15 protein-coding genes are annotated in these 20,423 nt (G+C 74.2%); 5 read left to right on the top strand and 10 right to left on the bottom strand.

The annotated features are described in order from the left end of the window. Positions 1–28: 28 nt before the first annotated feature. Complete coding sequence (locus tag GCU69_RS15140) at positions 29–421, bottom strand: peptidase inhibitor family I36 protein (protein ID WP_098755296.1); 393 nt, start codon at positions 419–421, stop codon at positions 29–31. Positions 422–522: 101 nt separating this feature from the next. Continuing rightward, positions 523–1,395, bottom strand: coding sequence for a glycosyltransferase family A protein (locus GCU69_RS15135; RefSeq protein WP_098755297.1), 873 nt, complete (start codon positions 1,393–1,395; stop codon positions 523–525). A gap of 157 nt (positions 1,396–1,552) precedes the next feature. On the opposite strand from GCU69_RS15135, the gene GCU69_RS15130 reads away from it, so the two are divergent. Continuing rightward, the gene (locus GCU69_RS15130; RefSeq protein WP_156206337.1) at positions 1,553–2,710 is read left to right on the top strand and encodes a glycosyltransferase family 2 protein; all 1,158 of its coding nucleotides are present in this window, start codon (positions 1,553–1,555) and stop codon (positions 2,708–2,710) included. A 136-nt stretch (positions 2,711–2,846) separates the two neighbouring features. Beyond that, a complete protein-coding gene (locus tag GCU69_RS15125) occupies positions 2,847–4,172 on the top strand; it encodes an aminotransferase family protein (RefSeq protein WP_156206336.1) in 1,326 nt (441 codons plus the stop codon). 75 nt (positions 4,173–4,247) lie between these two features. Here GCU69_RS15125 and GCU69_RS15120 read toward each other — a convergent pair whose 3' ends face one another. From GCU69_RS15120 to GCU69_RS15085, 8 genes are all read right to left on the bottom strand, one after another. Next, positions 4,248–5,126: an aminoglycoside phosphotransferase family protein gene (locus GCU69_RS15120; protein ID WP_235978491.1), complete on the bottom strand. Its 879-nt coding sequence runs from the start codon at positions 5,124–5,126 to the stop codon at positions 4,248–4,250. Positions 5,127–5,181: 55 nt separating this feature from the next. Then, positions 5,182–6,183, bottom strand: coding sequence for an aldo/keto reductase (locus GCU69_RS15115; RefSeq protein WP_218037929.1), 1,002 nt, complete (start codon positions 6,181–6,183; stop codon positions 5,182–5,184). A gap of 116 nt (positions 6,184–6,299) precedes the next feature. Then, positions 6,300–7,478, bottom strand: a complete 1,179-nt coding sequence (locus GCU69_RS15110) for a glycosyltransferase (protein ID WP_098755302.1) — start codon at positions 7,476–7,478, stop codon at positions 6,300–6,302. 153 nt (positions 7,479–7,631) lie between these two features. Next, positions 7,632–7,832 (bottom strand): hypothetical protein, encoded by a 201-nt coding sequence (locus tag GCU69_RS15105; RefSeq protein ID WP_098755303.1) that lies wholly within the window; start codon positions 7,830–7,832, stop codon positions 7,632–7,634. A gap of 151 nt (positions 7,833–7,983) precedes the next feature. Beyond that, entirely contained in the window at positions 7,984–8,997 is a 1,014-nt protein-coding gene (locus GCU69_RS15100; protein ID WP_156206334.1) for an alpha/beta hydrolase, read from the bottom strand. Beyond that, positions 8,994–9,446 (bottom strand): RidA family protein, encoded by a 453-nt coding sequence (locus GCU69_RS15095; protein ID WP_156206333.1) that lies wholly within the window; start codon positions 9,444–9,446, stop codon positions 8,994–8,996. The genes GCU69_RS15100 and GCU69_RS15095 overlap by 4 nt, the downstream gene beginning before the upstream one ends. Before the next feature lie 274 nt (positions 9,447–9,720). Next, positions 9,721–10,932: a cytochrome P450 gene (locus GCU69_RS15090; RefSeq protein ID WP_098755306.1), complete on the bottom strand. Its 1,212-nt coding sequence runs from the start codon at positions 10,930–10,932 to the stop codon at positions 9,721–9,723. Further along, positions 10,929–14,459: a non-ribosomal peptide synthetase gene (locus tag GCU69_RS15085; RefSeq protein ID WP_218037928.1), complete on the bottom strand. Its 3,531-nt coding sequence runs from the start codon at positions 14,457–14,459 to the stop codon at positions 10,929–10,931. Before GCU69_RS15085 ends, GCU69_RS15090 begins: the two co-directional genes overlap by 4 nt. A 294-nt stretch (positions 14,460–14,753) precedes the next feature. Here GCU69_RS15085 and GCU69_RS15080 point away from each other — a divergent pair, with 294 nt between their 5' ends. The 3 genes from GCU69_RS15080 (at position 14,754) to GCU69_RS15070 (ending at position 20,414) form a co-directional block, all read left to right on the top strand. Then, positions 14,754–17,852, top strand: a complete 3,099-nt coding sequence (locus tag GCU69_RS15080) for a type I polyketide synthase (protein ID WP_156206332.1) — start codon at positions 14,754–14,756, stop codon at positions 17,850–17,852. 109 nt (positions 17,853–17,961) lie between these two features. Beyond that, positions 17,962–18,873 carry a glycosyltransferase gene (locus GCU69_RS15075; RefSeq protein WP_098754691.1) on the top strand — a complete coding sequence of 304 codons (912 nt, stop codon included), beginning with the start codon at positions 17,962–17,964 and terminating at the stop codon, positions 18,871–18,873. Beyond that, a complete protein-coding gene (locus GCU69_RS15070; protein ID WP_156206331.1) occupies positions 18,873–20,414 on the top strand; it encodes a sugar efflux transporter in 1,542 nt (513 codons plus the stop codon). The genes GCU69_RS15075 and GCU69_RS15070 overlap by 1 nt, the downstream gene beginning before the upstream one ends. The last annotated feature ends 9 nt before the right edge of the window (positions 20,415–20,423 follow it).

Raw genomic sequence — 20,423 nt, 5'->3', positions numbered from 1 at the left:
CCACCGCCGCCGTTCGCGTTGCCCTGGGTCAGTAGACCCGCACGCTCTGCGCGGCGAAGTTGAACGAGGGCACGCTGCCGGAGATCGGGTAGCCGGTGCCGGTGCAGTCCTGGCCGCTGTAGAGGACGGCCGTTCTGCTGTTGGTGTTGATGCCCGAGTGGGCCCGGCCGGCGTAGTTGTGGGACACCAGGTCGACGCAGACGGCCTGTCCGGGGACCATCGACCGCACGTTGAAGCGCTCACCGGTGTAGTCGGTGCCCTCGAACAGGCAGAGGGTGTCGGTGAACGGGCAGGCGTCCGCCTCGGCCGAGGCGGTGTCCGCGACCGCCGGGGTGGCACCGGCGGCGAGGGCGAGGCCCGCGAGGCTCAGGAACGACAGCGTCCGGAGGGACAGCTTGCGGGTGGCGGAGTTGCTGCGCATATCGGTTCTCCCTTGGTGTGACGGGTGGTTGTGAGCGGGGTGGTGCCCGCGCCGCTCAGCGGCGGCGCGGGTGCGCCGGGGCGGGCGCCGGTCCGGTGCGGTCAGGCACCGAGGGCCGGGACCGGTTCGCGGCGCTCGACGGTGTGCGGATTGGACACGCCGCCGAGGTAGTAGCGGACGGTGGCCAGACCGGTGGAGACCATGGGGATCTCGTTGTCCAGCATCGTCCTGAGCAGCTTGTCGTCGGGCGCGGTGTTCGCCGCGTGCTCCTCCTCGGAGAAGGTCTCCGGGATCGGCAGCCGCAGCAGCAGCTCGCGGCGTATCAGCCAGACGCTCTGGTCGACGAGCGCCACGGGGTCCTCCGGGCGCATCACGCTGCTGGTGTGGAAGGCCGCGCCCGGGGGGACCGGGTCGGCGCGGTCCATCATCAGATGGGTGCCGCGGATGCGGACGCCCTTGTCGCACATCACGTCGTAGATCCGCGCCGCCTCGCGCGGGTCGTCGACGGTGTGCCAGGCCTGGTCGAGATACGGGGTGCCGTCGTGGCGCCACATGGTCCGGCCGGAGTGGGCGACCTGGACGCCGTGCGCCCGGGCGCACTCCATCAGGCTGCGGAGATGGTTGGGCTCGAACTCGTTGTCGTCGTCGAGGAAGGCGATCCAGTCGGCCGACGAGGCGCGCACCCCGGCGTTGAACAGCCGGGACAGCCGCGGGTAGACGCGGCGCTTGTCGCCCGGCGGCTCGTCGACCTCGGCGGGCGGCCGCGGCACCTCCCGCACGACGACCCGCAGTCCGGGACGGGTGGGGGCCGTCGAGGCGACGGCGACCGTCTCCGGGTCCTTGTCGTCGACCACGATGACGTGCTCCAGCGGGCCGCCGTAGTCCTGGCGGTACACCGACAGCATCGAACGGGGGAGGATCCGCGCCGCCCGTCCGCGCGTCACGGTGACGACGCCGATCGAATCCTGTGCCATGGCGTTCCTTCCGGTCGGAGAAGTGCTCCGGCACCATGATGCCAAGTATTGCCAAGCTAGGCAATATTAGGCAACATTATGTTCGGTCAGATCCCGTCCCCCCGGTGCGGGCGGACTCCCGGCCGGGCCGGACACCCGGTCCGAACAAGGAGCAGTGATGAGCGAGTTGCAGTTCAGCGTCGTGATCCCCTACAAGCAGCGGCTCCGCAACCTCCGGGTCGTCCTTGCCTCGCTCGCGGAGCAGACCTTGCCCGCCGACCGGTTCGAGGTGGTCGTCGGCGCTCTGGAGTACGCACACGAGTACCTCTCCCTGGTCGAGGAGTTCGCCGGACGGCTGAACATCGTCACGGTGATGGCGGGCGGCGAGTGGAACATCGGCCGCGCCCGGAACCTGGCGATCCGGCAGGCCTCCGGCGAGGTCGTCGTCCTCCTCGACGCGGACGTGGCGCTGCCCCGGGGCTGCCTGAGTTCGCTGTACGACCGCTACTACGCGGACGGCGGGAACGTCTGCGTGCTGGGGCAGCTGATCGGCCACGACGGCCGCACCGACGCCCCCGCCGAGACCGGGGACCTCCCGGAGCACACCCACTTCCGCGAGATCCTCGCCGACCTGGAGGCGACCCCCGGGGTGCGCCGCGACCGGCGCTGGCTCTTCGAACCGGTCGTCCTGCCCTGGACCATCGTGTGGACCGGCTTCCTTGCCGTGAACGCCGCGACCGTCCGGCGCCAGGACCTCTACTTCGACGAGGAGTTCCGCGGCTGGGGAGGCGAGGACCAGGAGTGGGGCTACCGCGTCCAGGCCGGCGGCACCCCGATCGTGCGCGGCGAGGACGTGTTCGGGCTGCACCTGCCGCACGCCCGCGACGTCTCCGAGAACTTCCGGACCTTCGACGCCAACAAGAGACACTTCCTCGCCAAGTGGCCCGTGCTCGACGTCGAGATGTACCGGCGCTTCGACTGCTGGGAGACCAACCGACGCTATCCCGACGCCGCCCGGGAAGCGTCCCGGGCCGCCGGCGGCGGCGGACGGCGGCTGGCGGTCGCCCGCGGCACCGTGGGCGGGGCCGACACCCTGCTCCTCGGAGCCGTCGTCGACGAGCGCGGACGGCTCGACGACCCCGAGACGGGCGCCCTGTTCGACACCGGCGCGCCGGACCGGGTGCTCCCGCTGGTCGGATTCGCGCTGCCGTTCGACGAGGGCAGCGTCCAGGAGTGCCGGCTCCTGCCGCCCGTCCTGCGGCTGGCCGAGGAGTACCGGGAGGCCGTGCTGAAGGAGGCCGAGCGGGTCTCGTGCCGCGTCGTGACCCCGGTGTGAACGGTCCCGGTCGCCGGCCGGCGACCGGCACCCGGCGACGGGCGCCGGCGGCGCAGACCGGGATCCGGCACGGACCGGCAGGAACCAGCAACCAGCCCAAGCGGAACGACGACGAGCCTGCGGAGGCACGCGAGCCATGACTACCGAGAGCGACACGAAGGTCCGGAGCACGGAGACGGCCCGGGCCCGCGACCGGCGCCACCTGTGGCACACCTGGACACCGCTGACGGCCGACCGGTCGGAGCTGATGCTCACCCACGGTGAGGGCTACCGGGTCTGGGACGCCGACGGCAACGAATACGTCGACGGCACCAGTTCGGCGCTCAGCGCCATCTGCGGCTACGCCCACCCCGAGGTGACCGCGGCCGTCACCCGCCAGCTCGGCCGGCTGCACCACTTCGACCTGTCCCGGGGCAGCCACGAGCCGGCCGGCCGGCTGGCCGAGCGGCTGGCCGGCTATCTGCCCCCCGAGCTGTCCCGGACCCTCTTCGTCAACAGCGGCTCCGAGGGCTTCGACGCCGCCATGCTGATCGCCGCCGGCTACTGGCAGCACGTCGGCACCCCGCGCTCCCGGATGGTGACCTTCGCCCTCGGCTACCACGGCGCGACCCTGCTCAGCCGCGACCTGTCCGCCCTGCCCCGGGTCGCCCACCCCTTCCGCTCCCCGCTCCCGGTGACCCGGGTGGAGCTGCCGGTCACCGCGGCCGAGGCCCGGCGCCCGGAGTCGCTGCCGCTGCTCCTGGACGCCTTCGAGAAGGCCATCGGCGACGACCCGGACGACGTGCCCGCCGCCGTGGTGGTCGAGCCGTTCCTCAACGTCGGCGGCGGCATCGTGCTGCCGCCCGGCTTCCTGCGCGGCCTGCGGGACCTCTGCGACGCCCGGGGCACGCTCCTCGTCCTGGACGAGGTGTTCACGGCGTACGGGCGCAGCGGCCGGATGTTCGCCTGCCGGCGGGAGGACGTCGAACCGGACATCCTCATCACCAGCAAGGGACTGACCAGCGGTTACGTCCCGCTGGCCGCCGTGACCGTGCAGCAGCGCATCCACGAGAGCTTCGGCCGCGACCCGATCCTGGGCGGCATCCGCTACGGGCACACCAACTCCGGTCACGCGGTGGCCTGCGCCGCCGCGCTCGCCACGCTCGACGTGCTCGACCGGGAGAACCTGGTGGCCCGGGCCGAGCACTACGGCACCTATCTGCGGGCCAGGCTCGCCGGGCTGACCGGCGCCGACGAGGTGACCGACGTCCGCGGCACGGGCCTGGCCGTGGTGGTGGAGACCCGGTCCGGGGACACCGCCGCCGCCCTGCTGGCCCGCGCCCAGGCCCGCGGGCTGCTGCTGCGCCCGCAGGGGCCCGAGGGGAAGGCCGTGCTGATCGCGCCGCCGCTGATCCTCGACGCCGAGGGGGCCGAATTCATCACCGACCGGCTCGAACGCAGCCTGGCGGACATCGCCGGGTGACCGGCCGCGACGCACGGACACCGGACGGCCCCGGCGCACAGGCGCCGGGGCCGTCCGGTGTCCGCTGTCAGCCCGTCAGCCGGCGGCGTCCGCCAGGACCTCCGCGATGACATGCCGGGAGTTGGCCGCCAGCGCAGGATTCGTGTCCTTGTAGTACGGCAGCTGGATCAGCGCGATCGACAGCGCCCAGCCCCGGCCGCGCGCCCAGGTCACGTCGTCGGCGCACAGGGCCGCGCGGAAGGCGGACCGCGCGCCCGCGGGCAGCAGGTTCCAGGCCGGGATCAGGTCCACCGTCGGGTCGCCCACGCCCACGCCGCCGAAGTCGATGACGCCGCTCAGCCGGTCGCCGGTCAGCAGGACGTTCCCCGGCGACAGGTCCCCGTGGGACCAGACCGGCGGACCGGACCGCTCGGGAAGCGCCAGCGCCTCCTCCCACACGGCGGTCGCCGCCCGGGTGTCGATCATGCCGTCCAGCGCCTCGATCGCGGCCCGCGTCGGGGCGTCCCGCTCCGCCAGGGGCATGCCGCGCCCCGACGGCGGCCCGCCGTCGGCGGGCACCCGGCGCAGGGCCGCGACGAACTCCGCCAGGTCCTTGGCGAGCAGCTCCGCCTCGGCGAGCCGCCCGACGACCGGGTTCTCGCCCTCCAGCCAGCGGAAGACCGACCACTCCCAGGGGTAGCCGGCGCCTGGCCGCCCGCGGCCGACCGGCTCCGGGATGGGCACCGGCAGCTCGGGCGCCAGCCGGGGCAGCCAGCGCTGCTCCGCCGCCACATTGCCGACGGCCCCCTCGATCCGGGGCAACCGGGCGGCGAGGCCGTCACCGATCCGGTACATCGCGTTGTCCGTCCCGGCGGACTCGACCGGTACGACCGGCAGGCCGGACCACTGCGGGAACTGCTCGCCGATCAGACGGCGTACGAGGGACACACCGATGTCCGCCTCATCGGCGTGCATGCGGGCTGCGCACATGGAGAACCTTTCGATACGGGAGCGGGAGCGGGTGCTCGGGTCACCAGCGGTCGTGCACCTGGGCACGGATCCGCCGGTCGTACAGGTCGCGGACGGCCGCCAGGGTGGAGCCGGGCAGCGCGGGCAGGTCCGCGGCGGCGGCGTTGGCGCGCGCCTGGCCGGCGTCGCGGGCGCCGGGGATCACGGAGGTGACGCCGGGCTGCTGGACGATCCAGCGCAGCGCCGTCGCGGCCGGGGTCGCCCCGTCGGGGGCCAGCCCGGCGAACTCACGGGCCGCGGCGACCCCGGTGGCGTAGTCCACACCGGAGAACGTCTCGCCGACGTCGAACGAGGAGCCGTCGCGGTTGTAGGTGCGGTGGTCGTCGGCGGCGAAGACGGTGTCGGGCCCGTACCGGCCCGACAGCAGGCCGGAGGCCAGCGGCACCCGGGCGATGACGCCGACGCCCGCGGCCCGCGCGGCGGGCAGCACCCGCTCGAGCGGCTTGAGCCGGAACGGGTTGAAGATGATCTGTACGGACGCGACCCCCGGCCGGGCGATCGCGGCCAGCGCCTCGTCGCAGGTCTCGACGCTCACGCCGTACGCGGTGACGCGGCGCTCGTCGACGAGGGTGTCCAGCGCGTCGTACACCGCGCCGGAGGAGAACACGGGCGTCGGGGGGCAGTGCAGCTGCACCAGGTCGAGGGTGTCCACCCCCAGATGCTCCCGGGAACGGTCGGTCCAGGTCCGGAAGTTGTCCAGGGTGAACTCGGACGGGTCCTGCACGGCGCGGCGGCCCATCTTGGTGGCGACGAGGACGTCCCGCGCCCGCTCGGCGCCGATGCCCTTCAGGAACGCGCCGATGAGACGCTCGCTGCGGCCGTCGCCGTACACGTCCGCCGTGTCGAGGAAGGTCACCCCCGACTCGACCGCCGCCTCCAGCACGGCCATGGCGTCGCGCTCCGCCACATCGCCCCAGTCCGCACCGAGTTGCCAGGTGCCGAGACCGACGACGGACAGCCGCTGCCCGGTCCTGCCCACTGTTCGCTGCTCCACGGAAATCACCTCTGGTTGGGAAGCTGTAACTGCCGAAGATGCCGAGATGCCGCCGACCGGACAACATGTTGACATGTTGTCCGGTCGGAGTTGACGAAAATTGACACGCGCTGAACCCGGCGTGACTAGGCGCCTGCCGGCAGCACCAGCTTCCGGGAGACGCGCTCCGCCTCCCGGACGGCGGTGTCCCGGAACTGCTCGCTCAGCCCCGCCACCGGAGCCAGCACGCGGCACTCGTCGACGCTGTCGTCCTCGTACGGCAGGGCCAGGCCCACCAGCGGCAGCACCTCCAGGACGGCCCCGGTGTCGTAACCGGCGATGATCTCCGGCGCGGGGGTGCGGGTGGCCTCGTCGACGAGGGCGCCGACGGTCAGCACGCTGCGGCCGCCCATCTGTCCGCGCACGACACCGGGCCGCAGCCCGCCCGCCCCGGCGACCAGCTCGGCGAGTTCCCGCTCGATCTCGGGGAAGAGCCGGTCGGCCTCCAGCTGCTCGTAGGCCAGGGACACCTCGACGTCCAGCTCGGGCCACTTGGAGAGGTAGTAGCGCCAGTTCAGGGTCTCGGTGTGGTTCTGGGTGGTCATGCTGCGGACGTGCGGGAGGTGCAGGCCGTAGACCTGCTCGCCGAGGACGATGGGGGTGCCGCTGCGGGAGATCCGGCGGGCCCACTCCTGGTCCTCCGGGCCCCAGCCGCGGAAGCCCTCGTCGAAGGTGAGGTCGTGCTCCCGGACGGTCTGCGCCGGCACCGCGACGAGCGCCGTGCACGCCTGGACCCAGGGGAAGCGGGCGAACGCCGAGGCGTATTCAGGAGTCCACCGGTTGTCCATCAGGACCTGGTCCTGCGACTCCAGCTGTGCGAGAGCCTTGCGGTAGTGGCTGTACGGGCGGGTCTCGACGCTCTCGATCTCGCTGCGGAAGACGTCCTCGTAGCCGATCATCTGGCCCACGACGCAGATGTTCTGGCCGTGCCGGTAGTAGCGGTCGTACAGGTTCCGCAGGAAGGTCGGAGGGACCACCATGTCGGCGTCGAGCACCACGATGACCTGGCCGTTCGCATTGCGCAGGGCGAGGTTCCGGGCGCGGCAGACATTCCACTCGACGCCCGACATGACGGCGACGATGTCGAGGCGGTCGGCGTACTCCTCGCATACGGCGGCGAACTCCGGCGAGTACTCCAGCGCCCCGATGACGACCTCGAACTCCGACCGGTCCATCGTCTGCTCGGCCAGGGAGGCGAGGGCGAGCTTGATGTTGTCCAGGCGCTGCTTGTAGGGGATGACGAAGCTGAATTTGACGTCGCTCATGTCTGCTCCTGGTGAGGAAGTGCGTCGGCGGGGCCGGTGAGGGCCCCGCCGACGGATGGGGAAACACGATGCGGGAGCGCTCCCATCCGAGGCCGGAGCCGGGGGTGTGCGGTGGGAGCGGGGGTGGGGTGGTGCCCGTGGCGCGCGGCGCGGTTACGGCCAGTCGATGCCGGGGTTGCCGGGCTCGCCGTCGGCCTGTGCCTGCGGCCAGTCGATGCCCGGGTCACCCGGGGTGGAGGCGGAGACGACCTGCTGCTGCGGCCAGTCGATGCCGTCGGTCGTCACGACGGCCAGCGCCGAGAGGACGAGGCCGGTGAGAGCGATGGAGTAAGCGGTGCGGATTATCGTGCGCATGACAGATTCCCCCTGGGAATGGCTTTGGATGGCTGTCGTCCAAGACTGCGCGGTCCGTCTTGATGACACATACGCTAGCCGGGTGGCACGGCGCTTGGCAAGAGTTGCCAAGAAGCTTGGCAATATTGAGTGTTGGAGTTGACTCCAGGGTTCAGCTCTTGCCGGGAAGATCCAGAACCCGGCGCAGCCAGGCCACACGGGCGTTGTGCGCGGCCCGGGACACGACGGCGTCCGGAACCCACTCGTCGAAGCTGTGAAAAGCGCCCGACCACACGTGCAGTTCCGCCTGACCTCCGGTACGCCAGATGCGGGAGGCGTAGTCGACACCCTCGTCCCGCAGCGCCTCCACGGAGCCGACTTCGATGTACGCCGGCGGCAGCCCGGAGACGTCCCGGGCGCGCGCCGGGGCGGCGTACGGGCAGACGGCGCCGGTGCCGCGCCGGTCGCCGAGCAGCGCGGTCCAGCCGGCGCGGTTGGAAAGCCCGTCCCACAGGCCCGCGCTGCGCAACTGCCCGGACGAGAAGCTGTCGCACCGGTCGTCGAGCATCGGGAACTGGAGCAGCTGGCCCACCGGCACGGGGCCGCCGCGGTCGCGCGCCAGCAGCGCGAGTCCGGCCGCGAGCGCGCCCCCGGCGCTGTTGCCACTGAGCACGATCCGGTCCGGCAGCCCCAGCGAGGCGGCGTGCCCGGCCAGCCAGACCAGCCCGGCGTAGCAGTCCTCCACGGGCACCGGGTCGGGATGCTCCGGGGCGAGCCGGTAGTCCACGGCCACCACGGCCAGGCCCAGTTCACCGGCCCGGTCCAGCTCTCCGGCCAACTCGGTGCTGCGATGGCTGCCGGCGACCATGCCGCCGCCGTGGGTGTGGTAAATCGTCGCGAGCGGCACGGGAACCGACGTCGGCCGGCACACCAGCAGCGGCAGGCCGGGCGAGCCGGCCGGCCCGGGCACCGTCAGCTCCTCGGTGTCGAACGCCCCGCCGCGCCGTATCTGCTCGTCCGTCAGCCGGCCCGCCGCGCTGCGCCGGCGCCGGTCCGCGATGAGGCCCGGTGTCAGCGGCATCGGCATGGAGTCCAGGACGGCGCGCAGCGGTCCGGCCAGCTCGCGGTCCAGGGGCGGCGGCCGCAGCCGGTCGCCGCCGGGCGGTGTGACGGCGGGCGCGGTCATGCCGCACCTGCCGTCGCCGTGTCGCCGACGAGGGCGAACGCGTCCACCTCCAGCAGCAGGTCCGGCCGGTAGAGGGCCACGACCTGGACGACGGTGCTGGCGGGCGGGTGCTCGGTGTCGACGAACTCGTCACGGGCCGCGAGGATGGCGGGGATGTGGCCGGCGTCGGTCACGTAGTACGTCAGCTTGAGGACGTCGTCGAACGTGGCCCCGGCGGCGGCCAGGCAGCCGCGCATGTTGGCGAACACCTGGCGGGCCTGGGCGCCCGGGTCCTTGTCGCCGACGAGCCGGCCCTGCTCGTCGAACGGCATCTGCCCGGCGATCGCGGCGACCCGGCCGGGGCCGGTCACCACATGGCTGTATCCGGAGCTGGGGTGCACGCCCTCCGGGGCGGAGATGTAACTGAGCCTTCCCTGCGGGCCGGTCGGCCGGTGCGTCGGGTGTGTCATGGCAGCCTCGATTCCTTTCGGGATGTGGTGGTGCGGGTGGTGGTGCGGGTGCGGGTGTGGTGTGGGGGTGAGTGGGTGCGGGTGCGCGGCGGACAGGGGCGCGGGTGGTGCGGTCGTACGTCTCCGGTCGTGCGCGGTGTGGCCGCGTGCCGAGGGCGTGCGCGTGCGTGCCCCGCCGTGCGCGTTTCGCCGTGCAGGCCTTGCCGTGCCCCTCGCCGTGCGCGCCTCCGCGTACCGGTCCGCGCGCGGGTCCGTGTGTGCGGCCGCGCGCCGGTCAGCGGGCGGTGAGCCGTACGGGCAGTGACGCGGGGCCGTTGACGGCGATCGAACGCAGCCGGGTCACGGGGCCGTCCAGCTCCATCGCGGCCACGGAGTCGAGCAGTTCCGTGAACAGCAGCCGCAGCTCGGTCCGGGCCAGTGTGCTGCCGATGCAGTAGTGCTCACCGGCGGCCAGGGCGATGTGGCGGTTGGGGCGGCGGGCGATGTCGAACGTGTACGGGTCGGCGAAGACGTCCTCGTCCCGGTTCGCGGAGGGCAGCCACAGCACGACCCGGTCGCCGGGTTCGACGCGCCGCCCGCGGATCTCGTACGGCCGGGTGGCGGTGCGCATGCTGTGCGTGGCGCTGGAGGTCCAGCGCAGCACCTCCTCCACGGCGCCGGGCAGCAGGGAGCGGTCCTCGTGCAGCCGCCGCCACTGGCCGGGGTGTTCGAGGAAGGCGAGCACACCGCCGATGAGGGCCAGCCGTCCGTTCTCCGTGGCGCCGATGAGGTTCTCGCAGTTGAGGAGGAGTTCCTCCTCGGTGAGCAGCTCGCCGTTCACGGTGCCGTGCACCAGCGAGCTGACCAGGTCGTCCCGGGGCTCCTCCATGCGCCGGTACAGCAGCTCCATGAAGTACTCGACGATGCGCGGGTGCGCGGCCAGCGAGACATGGGCCTCGAACGCCTCGTCGGTCCAGCGGTACAGGGCCTCCCGGTCCTCCTCCGGAACACCGAGGATGCCGCTGATGACGTACAGGGACAGCCGTCCGGCGATGTCGTGCACGATGTCGCACGACCCCAGCTCCAGGGCGCGGGAGAGCACGGTGCGGGTGGTGGCACGGATCGGGTCCTCCAGGCCGCGCACGGCCCGGGTGTGGAACCAGTCCGCCATGAGGGAGCGCAGCTGCTTGTGGCGGGGCGGATCGGTCAGCGCGAGGGTCAGTCCGCCGCCGGGGTCCTCGCCGAGCGCGGCCGGGCGCAGCAGCACGCCGTGGCGCGAGCTGAACGCCGCGGGGTCGCGGTAGACGGTGCGGACGTCCTCGTAGCGGGTCAGTGACCAGAACGCGGGCATCTCTCCGGGCTCGTGCCGGTGCACCGGGGCGTGCTCGCGCATCCGGCGCCACACCGCGTGCGGATCGCCCTCCGCGTGCAGGGCCGGGTCGAGGAGCCGGTCGGCGCCGGGCAGTTCGTCGAGCGGCTGGTCGGGCAGCACGGTGGTGGTCGTCATGGCGTCACTCCTGGCGCGGTGAGGTGCGCCCGGGCGGCGAAGTGCTCGGCGAGCGCCCGTGCGGTGTCCGCCGGGACCGCCTCCGGGCGGTACGAGATCTCCAGTCGCAGGCCGTGGTCCTCCTCGGGCCACAGCTCGGCGTGGAGTTCGAGGGGCAGGTCGAGATAGGGCCCCCGGAGGAACCGGGTGCGTGTTCCGCCGAGGTCGAGCAGCGGCGCGGGGTTGTCCTGGAGGGCGAAGAGCGTCTGGTAGAGCGGTGGCCGGCCGGTGCGCGGCGGGTCGACCAGTCCCAGCACATCGGTGAACGAGACGTCCTGCGCGGCCATGGCCCGGGCGACGATCCGGCCGGTGTCCGCGACGGCGTCCGGGCCGTCGTCCAGGGCCGGGCCGCGCATCCGGAGGCAGAGCATGCCGATGTGGCAGCCGACGGCCCGCTCCAGGCCGGGGCTGTCCCGCCGGGACACGGGGACGCCCACCGCGAAGTCGGTACGGCCGGTCACCTCGGCGAGGCTCGCGGCCCACCGGGAGAGCAGCACCACGAAACGGGTCACCCCCGCACGGGCCGCCTCGGCGTCGGCCTCGGCGAGCGCGGCCGGGGACAGCCGCACCACCACGGGGCCGGGCTCGCCGCCGGGAGCGGACGGATCCGCGGCGCGGCGGCCGGCGCCAACGGGCGTGCCGGAGGAACCGGATGACGAACCGGGGGCAACGGGCGTGCCGGCCGCACGGAAGTCACCGGGGGCACCCGGCGTGCCGGCCGCGCGGAAATCGCCGGAGACGCCGGCGGCACCCGGCGTGCCGGACCTGCCGGACCCGCCGGACCCGCCGGTTGTGCCGGTCGTGCCGGTTGTGCCGAGGCCACCGGTTGTGCCGAGGCCACGGGGCGTACCCAAGCCACCGGTCGTACCCAAGTCGCCCAAGTCGCCCCAGCCGCCGGACGCGCCGGGAGGGCCGGACGCGCCGGGAGGCCCGGGGGGCCAGTGGATCTCCGGGACGCCCGCCAGCTCCCGTACGAGCAGGTCGCGCTGGGCCGCGAGGTCCGATTGCGCGAGGAGCGCGGCGCGGTCCCGGTGGACGGCGGCCAGGGACGGTGGCGGGGGCGCCGCGGGCGCCGGTGCCGTCCCGCGGGCCGCGGCGTATCCGGCCGAGAGTTCCCGGGCCAGCACCGATTCGGAGGCGCCGTCGAAGGCGATGTGGTGCACCACGCACCCGAACACCGCGGTGTGCCCGCCGGCCACCGGCACCAGGGCGGTCCGCCACACCTCGCCGAGGTCCAGTTCCAGCGCGTCGGACAGCTCGGCGCGCAGCGCCCGCACCGCCGCCTCGGTGGACGGCTGGGCGGGCAGCACCTCCAGGGGCGGAGCGGGTACGTCGGTGAGCCTCGCTGCGGGCCGGGGGTCCAGGACGTAGGCGGCGCGCAGCGGTTCGTGCCGCCGGTGCACCTCCGCGACGGCCGCCTCCAGTGCGGCCCGGTCGAGGTCGCCCTCGACGGTCCAGGCGACCAGGCAGTGCCCCGTCCGGTCGGCGGGGACGGCGGCCTGCCGGGTGAGGTACACGATCTGGAGGGGGGAGAGGGGGACGTCCGACGGGTCGGGACCGGGGCCGGCGGGGTCCGGCGCGGGCGCGGCGGGCGGGGTGGTCGTGCGCAGCCAGTGGGCGAGCGCGCGGGCCGTCGGATGGCGGTGCAGCCGGGAGACCGGCACGGGGCGGCCGAGCCGGCGGGAGAGCCGGGCGCACACCCGGCCGGCCCCCAGCGAGGTGCCGCCGAGTTCCACGAACGGCACGTCGAGGGGGACGCCGTTCCGGCCGAGGACCGTGCCGAAGACCTCGGCGACGGCGGCCGTGGTCGCGTCCCGCGGGCCGCTCCCCGCGTCGCTGCTCGCCGTGCCGCCGGTCACGGCCCCGCTGCCGCCGCGGGCGGCATCCCGCCCGGCGTCCCCGGACCCTGCGCCGGGCGGCGGGGCGTCCGCGGCGCCCGGTTCACCGCCGTGCCCGGCGGGCGGCGCCAGGGCGAGCAGCGCGCGTTCGTCGAGCTTGCCGCGGTCGGTCACGGGGAAGGTGTCCACGCTCACCACGGCGGCCGGCCGCTGGTACGACACCAGGGCCGAGCGCAGCACGCGTGCCGCGTCCGGCAGCGGGTCGCCGGGCACGACGGGCCGGCAGAAGGCCACCAGTTCCCGGGTGGTGCCGGTGGCGTCCGGGCGGGCCAGCACCCGGCAGGAGCGGACGCCGGGCAGCAGCTGCTCCAGCTGGCGTTCCACCTCGGCCGGTTCGACGCGGTGCCCGCGGATCTTCAGCTGCCGGTCGGCCCGGCCGCGGAAGCACAGCAGCCCGTCCGGGTCCACGGTGCCGAGGTCACCGGTGCGGTAGACCCGGGTCTCCGCGCCGTCGATCCGTACGACGGTGAACTTCTCCGCCGTACGGGCCGCATCGCCGAGATAGCGCAGGGCCAGGCCCTCGCCGGAGAGGCAGATCTCGCCGGTCTCCCCGGCGGCGCAGGGACGGGAGCCGTCCAGCACGTGCACCCCGGTGCCGGGGACCGGCCGGCCCAGCGGGATCCCGTCGGGCCGCTCGCAGTCGGCCTCCGTGATGCGGTGGGTGGTGGCGAAGACGGTGCTCTCGACCGGTCCGTAGCCGTTGAGCAGGGTGATCCCGGGGTGGCGGCGCAGGAAGCGGCGGACATGGGCGGGGGAGAGGCGCTCGCCGCCGGTCATGACCTGGCGCAGCCCGGTGAAGGCGTCCGGGTCCTCGTCGACGGCCAGGTTGAACAGGCTGCTGGTGAGCCAGACGGTGTCCGCGCCGTGCCGGGTGACGCCGTCGCGCAGGGCGGCGGGCGAGAGGTAGGGGTCCTCGACGATCAGCGAGGTGCCGCCGCTGAGGAGGACCGACCACAGCTCCAGCGAGAAGGCGTCCCAGGGAGCGGGCGCGGCCAGCGGCACCACGGAGCCGGGGCCGAACCGGGCGAAGCCGCCGGGCCGGAACAGGCGCGCGGTCGCCCGGTGCGGGGTCAGCACGCCCTTGGGGCGGCCCGTCGTGCCGGAGGTGAAGAAGACACAGGCGGGGTGCGAGCCGGGGACGGCGGCGGGCCGGAACGCGGGGTCCGGGACGGCCGGCCCGGCGGGCGGGGACCACACCGGCAGCCCGTGCTCCGCCGCGTCCGGGGCGCCGACCAACAGCGGCGGGGCCAGGTCCGCCAGTACGTCACCGAGCCGCCGGGCGGGCCAGTCCGGGTCCAGCAGGGCGTAGGCGGCGCCGGTCTTGAGCACCGCGAGCAGCGCCGTGACCAGCTCGGTGCCGCGGGGCAGCAGCACCGGTACGAGATCGCCCGGCGCGACGCCGTCCGCGGCCAGGCGTGCCGCCCAGGCGTCGGCGGTGCGGTCGAGTTCCTCGTAGGTGGTGCGGCGGTCGCCCGCGACGAGCGCGACGGCGGCCGGGCGCGCCCGTGCCAGCCGGGCGACTGTCTGGTGCAGGCCCTCGCCGGGCGCGGTGCGCGGGGGGCCGGCGGTCCACTCCGGATCGGGTCGCACGTCGTCCCGCTCCTCTCGTACTCGGTCCGCGAGGTGGGCCGCGGCAGGACGGCCGCGGTCCGGCCGGGGCCGCCCACCGGGGGCCTCGGGCCGGGGCACGGGACGGCCCCCGGGGCCGGGCCCCGGGGTGGGACCACTACGCGTGTTGCCAACTATTGCCAATAGGTTGTCATTTAATGCCTCGCCTGGCAATATGACGTCCGTACGCGCCGGACGATCCGAGGCACGCGGCACGGACCGGGTCCGGCAACCAGGCCCCGCAGAGGGCGCACCTCGCCGACCGAAGGTGGTTCGATGGCTCGCGACCGTTCCTTTGACATCGCCGTCACCGGCATGTCCGGCCGCTTCCCGGGCGCGGCGGACACCGAGGAGTGGTGGACCGCCCTGACCGAGGGCCGGGTCCTCACCCGGCGTTACGACCGGGACGAGCTGATCGGGGCGGGTGTGCCCCGGAGCCTGGTGGACGACCCCGACTACGTGCCGGTGCACGGCCATCTCGACGACGCCGACCGGTTCGACAACACGGTGTTCCGGGTCAGCCCGCGCGAGGCCGAGCTGATGGACCCGCAGCACCGGCTGATGCTGGAGGTCGCCTGGTCGGCCCTGGAGGACGCCGGCGCCGGGCCGCTGGAGGAGCGGGTGTCCACCGGGGTGTACGCCTCGGCCAGCGGCAGCGGCTATCTCCGCAGCATGGTGCGGAGCGGCGCGCTCGACCCGCTGACCCTGGAGGACGCCGTGCACGGCACGGAACCGGACTTCATGGCCAGCCTCATCTCCTACAAGCTCGGTCTGACGGGGCCCGCGCTGGCCGTGCAGACCGCCTGCTCCTCCTCGCTGGTCGCCGTGCACCTGGCCTGCCAGGCACTGCTGAACGGCGACTGCGACCAGGCTCTCGTCGTCGCCGCCGGAATCCCCTTCCCGCAGGCCGGACAGCTGCACGTGCCCGGTGGCATCCACTCCCCGTCCGGCCGCTGCCGGCCCTTCGACGAGAGCGCCGACGGCGTGGTCGCGGGCTCCGGCGTGGCCTGCGTGGTCCTCCGGCGGCTCGCGGACGCCCTGGAGGACGGCCCCGACCCGTACGGTGTGCTGCTCGGCACCGCGGTCAACAACGACGGGGCGGCCAAGGCCGGTTACTACGCGCCCTCCGTCACCGGCCAGGAAGCCGTCATCCGGGCGGCGCTGCTGGCCGCCGACGTGGACGCCGCCTCGATCGGCTATCTGGAGACGCACGGCACCGGCACCCGGGTCGGCGACCCCCTGGAGTGGTCCGCGGCGTCCGCCGCGCTCGCCGGGGCGGGAGCGGCCCCCGGCCAGGTGGCCGTCGGCGCCCTCAAGGCCAACACCGGCCATCTCGACAACGCCGCCGGGGTCGCCTCCCTGATCAAGGCGCTGCTGGTGGTGAAGGAGGGCGTGGTGCCGCCGGTGGCCGGGTTCACCGGCACCAACCCGCTGCTGGAGACCGAGGGTTCACCCCTGTACGTGCCCCGCGAAGCGGCCCCGTGGACCGGGCCGGAGCCCCGGCGGGCCGGGGTCAGCTCCTTCGGCATCGGCGGCACCAACGCCCATGTGATCGTCGAGCAGCCGCCCCCGGCACCGGCCGCCCCGGACCGGGCCCCGGACGCCGAGCGCCTCGTCCTGCTGTCCGCCGCCACCCCCGAGGCCCTCAGCCGCTCCGCGGCCCGGCTCGCCGGCCGGCTGGCCGCGCGCGAACCGGACCTCGCCGATGTGGCGTTCACCCTCGGCACCGCGCGGGCCGCGCTGCCCGAGCGGCTCGCCGTGGCCGGCCGGACGACCGCCGACGTCGCCCGGCGCCTGGGGACATGGGGGGCCGGGGAGGCACGGGACGCCGGAGACGCCGTGGTGACGGGCAGCAGCCCCGTCGGCGGCCCGGCCCCGGTCGTGTTCGCCTTCCCCGGCCAGGGTGCCCAGCGCCCCGGCATGGCGGCCCCGCTCGCCGGCGCGCTGCCCGGCTTCGCGGCGGCCCTGGACGGCTGCCTCGCCGCGTTCGGCTCGGGCCCGGCCGAGCGGCTGCGCCGGGCGCTGCTCGACCCCGAGTTCCCCGCGGACGAGCTGGCGGAGACCGAACTGGCCCAGCCCGCCCTGTTCGCCGTCGAGTACGCGGCCGCCACCGCGCTGTCCGGGCTCGGCGTCACCCCGGTGGCGCTGGTCGGCCACAGCCTCGGCGAGATCACCGCGGCCTGTGTCGCCGGGGCGCTCGACCCGGCGGACGCCGCGCGCTTGGTGACCGTACGCGGGCAGGCCATGCAGCGGTGCCCGGAGGGCGCCATGCTCGCCGTCGGCTGCGACGCGGACCGGACCCGGGCGCTGCTGGCCGAGTTCGGCCCCGATTCCGGTGCGGGACCCGGTGCCGGGTCCGGCGAGCTGCTGGAACTGGCCGCCGTGAACTCGCCGGACGGCTGCGTGGTCGCGGGTACCGCCGAGGCCGTCGAGGAATTCCGGGTCCGGCTGGGCGACCGGGTGTTCACCCACCGGCTCGCCACCCGCCGCGCGTTCCACACCGCGCTGATCGAGCCCGCCCTGCCGGCCCTGTCGGAGGCCGCCGCGGCGCTGCCGGTGCGCAGCCCCCGGCTGCCGTTCGCCACGAACACCACGGGCGGGATCGTGGAGGCGGGCGCGGAGTTCACCCCCTCGGACTTCGTGGCACAGGCCCGCGGCACCGTGCGGTTCGCCGAGGCGCTGGAAGCGCTGGGGAAGCGGTTCCCCGGGGCCCTCGTCGTGGAGGCCGGCCCCGGCCGGGCCCTCACCGCGATGGCCGACGCCTCCGGCCTGGACGCCGTACCGCTCTGCCCGGGCCGCACCGGGCGGCCCGCCGAGGAGGTGCTGACGGCCCTCGGCACGCTGTGGACCCGCGGGCAGCCCGTCGCGGCCGCGGCCCTGGCCGGTCCGGGACGCTGCCTCCACCTGCCCGGTCATGTCTTCGCCGGGCCGCGCTGGATGGCACCGGAAGCCGCGCCGGCCGGCCCCGGGGACCCGGAGCCCGCGCACCCGGCGCGGCCGGGCGGGGACGGGGCTCCGGCGGCGGCCGGTCCCGCGGCGGAACGTACACCCGAGTCCGTGCCCGAGTCCGCCGCCGAGACCGTCACCGATTCCGCCGACGAGAGCGAAGCCGCCGAGATCGACGCGGCCGAGCTGATGTCCGGCCTGTGGACCCAGCTGCTGGGCCACGAGGCCCTCGGCGACGACTCCGACTTCTTCCAGCTGGGCGGCGACTCCCTGCTCATCACCCATCTCGCCCGCAAGGTCCGCACCCGGACCGGCACCCGGGTGCCCGTCCGCGACCTGCTCGCCGCGCGGACCCTGGGCCGGCAGACCGAGATCGTACGAGGCCTGCTGACGCCGGAGTCCCGGCCCCGGGAACCCGTGGCGGGCTGAGCCGCCGACGGCCCGGGGCCCGCCCCGGGCACCACTCCGACGCACCGCGACCCGATCACCACCACCCGTCCGACGACTGTCCCGCTGTCCCTCTCGAAGGCAGGCTCCCGTGACTCCACCCCCGCGCTGTTCCGTGATCGTGCCCACGTACAACCGGGTGGACCTGCTCCGGTACACCCTCGACTCCCTGGTCCGCCAGTCCCTCCCGCGGGACGCGTTCGAGGTGCTGGTCGTCGACGACGGTTCCTCCGACGGGACCGCCGACCTGGTCGCCTCCTACCGGGACCGGCTCGACCTCGGCTACTTCTTCCAGGAGGACCGCGGCTACCGGGTCGCCAAGGCCCGCAACACCGGGCTGCGGCACGCCCGGGGCCCGGTGAGCGTGTTCGTCGACTCCGGGATGATCCTGCACTCCCGCGCCCTCGCCGCGCACTGCGCGGCCCACGAGGCCGTGACCGGCCCCGTCGCGGTGTGCGGCTATGTCCACGGCTTCAACGAGACCAGCGAGAACGGCGAGCAGATCGCCCGCAGCATCGACTACGACGACCCCGACGCGACCATCGACGCCTTCACCGAGCACGAGCAGTGGCAGGACGTCCGGGAGTGGTACTACGACCGCTACGGCGACGAACTGTTCCGGCTCGCCGCCCCCTGGCTGATGTTCTGGACGTGCAACGTGTCCGCGAACACCGCTCAGGTGAAGGCCGTCGGAATGTTCGACGAGGCCTACCGGACCTGGGGCGGCGAGGACATCGACCTGGCCTACCGGCTGCACGAGGACGGGGCGCGGTTCGTGCTGCGCCGCGACGCGACCTCCATCCACTGCCCGCACCCCAAGGAGGACATGCGCTCCGCCGACGCCAACCACCGGTACTTCGCGGCGAAGTACGACACGCCCATCACGCGTCTCGTACCCGACACCGACATCTTCCTCGTCGAGCAGGCCATCCGGGACGGCGGGCTGCCCACCTGCGCCGAACACCGGGCCGCGCAGCGGCGCGACCGGGCGGGAGCCGCGTGATGACGCCGACCGGTTCGACACCGCCCGCCGAGGCCCTGCCCGCCGAGGCCCCGCCCGGCGAGCCCGAGCCCGTGGGATCCCGGGCGGCCGGGGCGCAGCGGACGGAGGCGCAGCACACGGAAGCCGGGCCCGCCGAGGCCCGGCCCGCCGAGGCCCGTACGACGGAGACCCGGCCCGCGGCAGCCCCTCCGGGGGAACCCCCGCACACCGGGGCCCCGCCGCCCGGCTCCCCGGAACCCGGCTCCCCGGAACCCGGCGACTCGGATCCCGGCTCCCCGGACCCCGGTTCCCCCGCACCGTCCCTGCGCGCCAGGGCCTCCGCCGCCCGCCGGCGGGCCGCCGTGCTCTTCCGCGACGGCGCCCTCGGCGGCCTGATCGGCAGCACCGGTCTGATCGGCATCGCCGGCGCCATGATGTCCACCTCGTCCAGCCTGTTCCTGGCCGACGAGATCGGCGCCACCCCGCTGATGATCGGCCTGTTCGCCGCCGGGCGGGGCCTGATGGACATCGTCTCCGGGCTCACCCTGGGCGCGCTGTCGGACCGCATCGGGAACCGGCGGCTGCTCCTCACCCTCTCCGTGTTCCTGTCGGCGGCCGGCGCCCTCACGTACATGCTGGTCCGGGACTACTACCTGCTCCTCGGCACCGGAGCGATCCTGTTCGGACTGGGCAGCGCCTGCTTCTCGCAACTGCTCGCCTACACCCGCGACTTCGCCGAGAACCGGGCCCTGAACGCCACCTTCTTCAACTCGCTGCTCCGCGCGATCACCTCGCTGACCTGGATCATCGGTCCCCCCATCGGCTTCCTGCTGATCGCGACCTTCGGCTTCGGCGTCCTCTACTTCACCGCCGCGATGCTCTATCTGTCGGGCGGCGTGCTGAGTCTGTGGCTGCTGCCGAACCTGCGTACGGAGGATGCGGGGCGCCGCCCGCCGGGCCGCGCGTTCTCCGGCATCAACAGCTCGACCTGGCTCCTGATGGCAGCCGTCGTGCTGCTGCTGGCCGTCAACAACGCCTATCAGATCGACATCGCGCTGTTCGTCACCCGTGACCTGGGCTTCGACGCGGGCTTCACCGGGCTGCTCCTCGGCCTCGCCGCGGCGCTCGAAGTGCCGACGATGATGTATCTGGGGTCCCGCGCCGACCGCTTCGGCAAGTGGCGCCTGGTGCTGAGCGCCGCCGTCTGCGCGACGCTGTTCTTCGCCGTGCTGCCACTCGTCGAGACGAAGGCCATGCTGCTGCTGATGCAGGTGCCCAACGCCTTCTGGACGGCGATCGTGCTCAGCATCCCGGTGACGATCCTCCAGGACGCCATGGCCGACCGGGTCGGAGCGGCCTCGTCGCTCTACACCAGTTCCTTCCACGGCGGGGTGCTGCTCGGCGGCGCCACCACCGGTGTGGTCACGCAGTGGCTCGGCTTCACCAAGGTGTTCTGGGTGTGCGCGCTGCTCACGGCGGTCGCGACGCTGCTGATCGCCCTCGGCCGGAACGGCGGGGAGGAGAGCGGACGGGCCGCGCTGAAGCGGGCCGCCGCCGGATGAGACACGGCC

Source organism: Streptomyces lycii, assembly GCF_009735685.1.
GTDB classification, from domain to species: domain Bacteria; phylum Actinomycetota; class Actinomycetes; order Streptomycetales; family Streptomycetaceae; genus Streptomyces; species Streptomyces lycii.
Note: the sequence above shows the minus strand (reverse complement) of the source record. Positions and strands in the feature narration are given on the sequence as shown.